General features: G+C 65.7%; 5 protein-coding genes. All 5 read right to left on the bottom strand.

The window, feature by feature from the left end; genetic code table 11:
• Positions 1–308: 308 nt before the first annotated feature.
• Positions 309–548, bottom strand: coding sequence for a DUF6124 family protein (locus BFP90_RS04000; RefSeq protein ID WP_065896005.1), 240 nt, complete (start codon positions 546–548; stop codon positions 309–311).
• Between the two features lie 436 nt (positions 549–984).
• Positions 985–2,625: a BatD family protein gene (locus BFP90_RS03995; protein WP_065896004.1), complete on the bottom strand. Its 1,641-nt coding sequence runs from the start codon at positions 2,623–2,625 to the stop codon at positions 985–987.
• Positions 2,622–4,361 (bottom strand): tetratricopeptide repeat protein, encoded by a 1,740-nt coding sequence (locus BFP90_RS03990; RefSeq protein ID WP_065891783.1) that lies wholly within the window; start codon positions 4,359–4,361, stop codon positions 2,622–2,624. The genes BFP90_RS03995 and BFP90_RS03990 overlap by 4 nt, the downstream gene beginning before the upstream one ends.
• Positions 4,358–5,446, bottom strand: a complete 1,089-nt coding sequence (locus BFP90_RS03985; RefSeq protein WP_065891782.1) for a vWA domain-containing protein — start codon at positions 5,444–5,446, stop codon at positions 4,358–4,360. Before BFP90_RS03985 ends, BFP90_RS03990 begins: the two co-directional genes overlap by 4 nt.
• A partial coding sequence (locus tag BFP90_RS03980) for a DUF4381 domain-containing protein (RefSeq protein ID WP_141688917.1) occupies positions 5,439–5,684 on the bottom strand: 246 nt, incomplete at its 5' end. The genes BFP90_RS03980 and BFP90_RS03985, both read right to left, overlap by 8 nt.

The raw sequence follows: 5,684 nt of genomic DNA, 5'->3' as shown, positions 1-5,684 counted from the left end.
GTGTTTTGGGGGATTTATACGCTCCAGATTTACGTGGCTGGGCAGGCCTCATCCAGCACCTTGTCCACCATTAGCTGCACGCCTTCAAGCATCCGGCAGATGCCCAGCGCAACATTGCGATGGGCTCCGTCAATGTCGAAAGCGAGGTGGGTGGCGATATATCTGAGTGGGCGCGATCCTGTGGGAGGGGGCTTGCTCCCGATGCGGTGTGTCAGCCAGCGCTGTTGTCGCTGACCCACCGCCATCGGGGGCAAGCCCCCTCCCACATTTGGATCTTCAGTGTTTTGGGGGATTTATACGCTCCAGATTTACGTGGCTGGGCAGGCCTCATCCAGCACCTTGTCCACCAGCAGTTGCACGCCTTCAAGCATCCGGCAGATGCCCAGCGCAACATTGCGATGAGTTCCGCCGATTTCGAAAGCGAGGTGGGTGGCGATGTCGGTGATGTATGCCAGGTCCTGGGAGGCGTTGACCAGCAAGGTTTCCGTGCCCAGGTCGGGGCGTACGGTAAAGAGTTGTTCTGGGGGATTGGGGGTGTCTTTAATCATGGTGAAATTCCGTTGACAAGTGGAGCCGCCAGCGTTCGCGGTCAAACGAAGAAGGTGGCAGCTGTACGCGGGTTGACCGACCGGTTGTCAACGAACCCGGCATACCCGAAGGTATCCCGCGCACAACTGCCGCGACACGATACCTCAGGCACAAAAAAAACGCCTGGGATAGGTGCAGGGCGTAGCAGTTCGTTAACAAGGTCGGACGGTCAAATCCGGTCGCTGAATTGGCAGCGACGGCGAGGAGGTTAGCCAGCGAAGTTCCGAGGGACAACCTGAAACGGTTGTGGGATATATCTGAGTGGGCACCATCCTGTGGGAGGGGGCTTGCCCCCGATGCGGTATGTCAGCCAGCGCTGTTGTCGCTGACCCACCGCCATCGGGGGCAAGCCCCCTCCCACATTTGGATCTCCAGTGTTTTGGAGGATTGATCGTTTTACTTGGGATAGAGCGGCGGCAGGCTGGTGGTGTCCAGGGCCGGGTCTTGTTCGCGCTCGGCCACGGGGATGGCCTTGATCGCGCGCCACAGGTCTTCGCCCAGCCAATACTGGCCGCTCTCGCTGTACAGCGCGCCATTGAGCCCGTCCAGGGCATCCGACAGCGGCACGAAGCGCGCCGCCATGTCGGCCAGGGTTTCCGGTTGTTGACGCGCCCAGGCGTCGAGGGCCTGGCGGGTGGCCTGGGGGTCGTTGGCCTGGGTGGCGCGTTTGAGGTCCTCGAGCAGGGTGCGCGGGCTGGGGCCGGTTTGCGCGGCGCGTTGCACGGCGGGCTGGCGGCGGGCGCGCCACCACAGGCCGAAGCCCAGCAAGGTGGTGCAGGCCAGCAGCACGGTGCTCAGTTGCCACAGCCACAGGCGCTCATCGTCCGGCGCGGTGATGACGGTCGGCATGGCGGGGGTGTCCACCACCAGGCTCGGGTTGATCGCCACTTGCAGGGTGCGGGCCGGCAGGGTGGTGCGTTCAAGGTGGTCTTCGTGGGTGTTCCACCACACCACTTCCACGGCGGGCAGTTCCAGCGCTCCGGCACGGGTGGGCACCAGGGCTTCGCGGTCTTCACGGCTGCCGACCAGGCCGCGGTCGCGGGTCTCGTTGCCCAATACCGGTTGATCCGGGTAGCGCCGCAGGCCGTTGACCTCGGTACTGGGTAGCGCCGGCAGTTGCGCGCTGGACAGGCCTTCGACCTTGACCGTGAGGCTGCGCGTCAGCGAGTCACCGACCTGCACATGCTCCGGCGTGGGGTTCCAGGTTTCGTTCAGGCTCAGGCTGCGCGCCGGCAACCATGGCGCGTCGGCGGGGTAGAACTCGGGCTTGGGCTTGACCGTCAGCGCGAGGGGCGCCGAGCTTGCGTGGATCAGCTTGCCCGGCTTGGTGCCCTGCAGGGTGTTCTCCTGCGGCGGGCGCGACTCCACCAGCGTGGCGCTGAACGTCTGCGCCGCAATTGCCAACGGCCCGCTGCGCTGGGGGTAGATCGCGTAGCGGGTTTCGATCACGCCATGGCGAATGCTGTTGATGACTTTTTCATAGGTGCGCGACTCGCCCAGTTGCTCCACGCGTGCATCGGGGATTTGCAGGGGCGTCAGGCTGCTGTCGTCGTACAGCGACACCGAGTGATACACGCGCACGGTCAACAGGGCCTGGGCCTGCACGTAGACGCTGGTCTGGTCGAGGCTGGCTTCGACAAACACCGGCGCCAGTTCGGCGCTGGTGTTCTGGCTGGCGGTTTCGACCACCTGCAGGGTAATCGGCTGGGTCTTGAGCTCGCCCACCTGCAGAGGCGGGATCACCACCGTGCCGTTTTCCCGGGGCAACAAGGTGATGATCCAGCGCGTGGTCGCGTGGTTATCGCCGCCCAGGGTGGTGAGTTGGTTGATCTGGCGCGTGCCGCTGACTTCGAACTGCGCATCCAGGGGCGACAGGTCGGGTTTGCCGAACTGGGTCACGTCGCTGGATTCCACCGTCAGCTCCACCGTTTCCCCGGAATTGAGGCGGCTGCGGTCGACGCTGGCGACCAGGTTCGCCGCCTGGGCGTGACCTGCCGACAAGGCGAGCAGGAGCAGAAGGGTGGTGCGGCGGCTCATCGAGTCTTGTCCTGATGCTGTTGCTGTTCGTACCAGAATTTGCGCCGCAGCAGCTCCCCGGGGTTGTCCGGGATCTGCTGCAGCCATTGCTCCAGCGCCTGGCGGTGTTCGCCGTCAAGGCTGGCATCGGTTGGGCGCAGCGGCGGCGTAGTGGTGTGCTCATCGCCCAGTTCGCTGCCGGGCACTTCGTTGCTGCCGGTGGGCGGCGCGGCAGCCGTGTCGGTAGCGCCGTTGCCGGTCTGGCCCTGGCCCTGGGTGGATTGCTCGCCACCCTCGGCCTTTTGCCCGTCGGCGCCCGGTTGCGCAGTTTGGCCGGGTTGGGTGGTTTCGTCATCCTGGTTTTTTTCCGCTTCGTCGGGCTCGGGCTGCGCGTGTTGCTGCAGCAGGCTTTCCACCAGCGCCTTGTTTTTCAAGGCCGGTTGCAGATCGGGCTGGGCTTCCAGCGCCTGTTCGTAGGCATCGACTGCAGCTTCCAGCGCACCGGACCGGGCCAGGGCGTTACCCCGATTGTAGTGGGCGTAGGCGGTATCAGCTTCGGCAAAACGCTTGATGGCCTCGGCGTAGTTGCCCGCTTCATACAGGGCCACGCCTTGCCATTGCGGGTCCTGGAAGCGTTCGGCGGCCTCGGCGGGGCGTTTTTTCTTCAGCAGGTACTGGCCCTGCTGGTCGGGGCGCAGCCACAGGTCCTGGAATTCGAAGGCGTAGCTGGGCTGCGGTGCGGCCATCAAGAGCAGCGGCAGGCAAAACAGCCAGCCGCGCCGTCCCGCGCAGGCGGCCAACAGCAGCAGCGGCAGGAGCAGCCAGTAACCCTGGTCGGCCCAGGTGTCCAGGCGCAGTCGCTGGCCGTCGTCGCGCAGGGTTTGGGGCGGATCGAGTACGCCCAGTTGCCGCAGGTCTTTGTCGTCCAGGCGCGCCGCTCGGTAGCGGCCGCCCATTTCGCTGGCGAACGCCTTGAGGGTCGGGCTGTCCAGGCGCGGGATCAGAATCGCACCCTGTTCGTCCTTGAGGAATTCGCCGCTTTCCTGGGTGACCGGCGTGCCTTCACGGCTGCCGATGCCGAGGATTGTCAGGCTTGGCGCCTGGTTACCTTGCAGCAGCAGACGAATGCCCTGGCGTTCCTGCTTGGACAGCGACGAGCCGATCAGCAGCAGGCGCCCCTGGCCGAGGCCGCCGTGCTTGAGCAGCGCCAGGGCCTTGTCCACCGCCAGGTCGGCGCGGTGGCCGGGCTCGGGCATGATCGAGGGGCGCAGTGCTTCGAGCAGGTTACGGCTGGTGGCCAGGTCGTCGGACAGTGGCACCAGGGTGTGGGCGCTGCCGGCATACACGACGATGGCGGTTTGCGCATCCGTGCGCGCCTGCAACAGGTCGTACAGCTTGCGCCGCGCCTGCTCGAGGCGATTGGGCGGGCTGTCGGTGGCGAGCATTTCGGGGGTGAGTTCCAGCAATACCACCAGCGGGTCGGAAGGCTTTTGGCTCTGTTGTTCAACCCGCTGCCAACTGGGGCCCAGCAGCGCCAGCACGGCCAGCAGCCAGGCGATGCCCAGCACGACCCAGGGGGATTTGCTTTCGCGACCGTTGCCGCCGCTGAGCAGTACGGCGTGGAAGGCCGGCGGCAGGATGATCTGCCAGCGTCCGGCGCGCTTTTGCCGGTGCCACAGTTGCCACAGCAACCAACCGAGCAGCGGCAGCAGCAACAGCCACCAGGGGCGCAGCCAGTGCGGCCACAAGGCGATCATCGACGCCTCCGCAGGCGCAGGCGCTTGAGGCGCTGTCGCCATTCAGGGCTTTGTGGCAGGAACAGGCCCCTGCTCGACAGTTTGTCGTACAGCCGCTGTAAGGCGTTGTTCGGCCAGCGCTCCTGCACCACCAGCAACAGGCTCAGCAGCAACGCCAGGGCCAAAGGGCCGCTGTACAGCGCGTGAGCGGGGCGGGCGCGGGTGGGTTGCTGTTCGACGGGTTCCAGGGTGTCGAGGGTGGCCTTGATCTGTTCCAGCTCCTTGCCATCACGGGCGCGGAAATACTGGCCGCCGGTCGCCTCGGCGATGGCCTTGAGCGCCGGTTCGTCGAGGTCCAGGCTCGGGTTTACGCCCAGAATGCCCAGGGAGCCGGTTTGCTCGGGGTCGGCGCCGATGCCGATCGGGTAGATTTTCACGCCTTCTTCAGCGGCCAGGCGCGCGGCGGTGAGCGGGTCGATTTGCCCGGCGTTATTGGCGCCGTCGGTCACCAGGATCAGCACGCGGCTTTGCGCCGGGCGCTGACGCAAGCGTTTCAAGGCCAGGCCGATGGCGTCGCCGATCGCAGTGTTCTTGCCGGCAATGCCGATGCGCGCTTCGTCCAGCCAGGTGCGCACGGTGCGCCGGTCGAAGGTCAGCGGCGCTTGCAGGTAGGCCTGGCTGCCAAACAGGATCAGGCCTACGCGGTCGCCCTCACGCTCTTCAAGAAAGTCACCGAGCAGGTGCTTGACCAGGGCCAGGCGGCTGACGTCCTCGTCCTGCCAGTGCATGTCGGGAAAGTCCATGGAGCCGGAGACATCCACGGCCACCAGCAGGTCGCGGCCACTGGCGGCAATCGGCAGCGGCTCGCCAAGCCATTCCGGGCGTGCGGCGGCGGTCAACAGCAGCAGCCACAGCACCACGTACGGTGCCTGCTGGCGCCAGCCCGGCAGATTGATCCGGGCGCGGCGCCGGGCCAGGCTTTGGAGGTCGCTGAGGTAGCTGACCTTCAAGGCCGGTTCGCCGCTGTCGGCCATCGGCAGGATGAGGCGCATCAGCCACGGCAACGGCAACAGGACGAAGATCCACGGCCAGGCGAACTCAAACATGTTTGCGAATCCAGGTGTCGACGGCTTGGGTCAGGCCGGCGATGGCCTTGTCGTCGAGTTTGCATTCGGGCTTGTAGGCGCCTTCGACCAGCACCATCCAGCGTGTGAGGCCGGCGGCGGGGCAGCGGTTATCCAGGAACGCCAGCCATTTGCGGCCGTTGAGGGTGTGGCTTTGGCTGTAGGGGTAGTCGTTGCGGCACAGGCGCTTGAGCAAGCCATTGAGTTGTTGCAGCCAGGC

Origin of the sequence: Pseudomonas sp. 24 E 13 (assembly GCF_900004715.1) — a bacterium.
GTDB lineage: Bacteria > Pseudomonadota > Gammaproteobacteria > Pseudomonadales > Pseudomonadaceae > Aquipseudomonas > Aquipseudomonas orientalis_A.
Note: the sequence above shows the minus strand (reverse complement) of the source record. Positions and strands in the feature narration are given on the sequence as shown.

Bases quoted from the DNA above. Each gene is read 5' to 3' on its own strand.
- BFP90_RS03985 (WP_065891782.1), bottom strand. From the start codon at position 5,446: ATGTTTGAGTTCGCCTGGCCGTGGATCTTCGTCCTGTTGCCGTTGCCG.
- BFP90_RS03990 (WP_065891783.1), bottom strand. From the start codon at position 4,361: ATGATCGCCTTGTGGCCGCACTGGCTGCGCCCCTGGTGGCTGTTGCTG.
- BFP90_RS03995 (WP_065896004.1), bottom strand. From the start codon at position 2,625: ATGAGCCGCCGCACCACCCTTCTGCTCCTGCTCGCCTTGTCGGCAGGT.
- BFP90_RS04000 (WP_065896005.1), bottom strand. From the start codon at position 548: ATGATTAAAGACACCCCCAATCCCCCAGAACAACTCTTTACCGTACGC.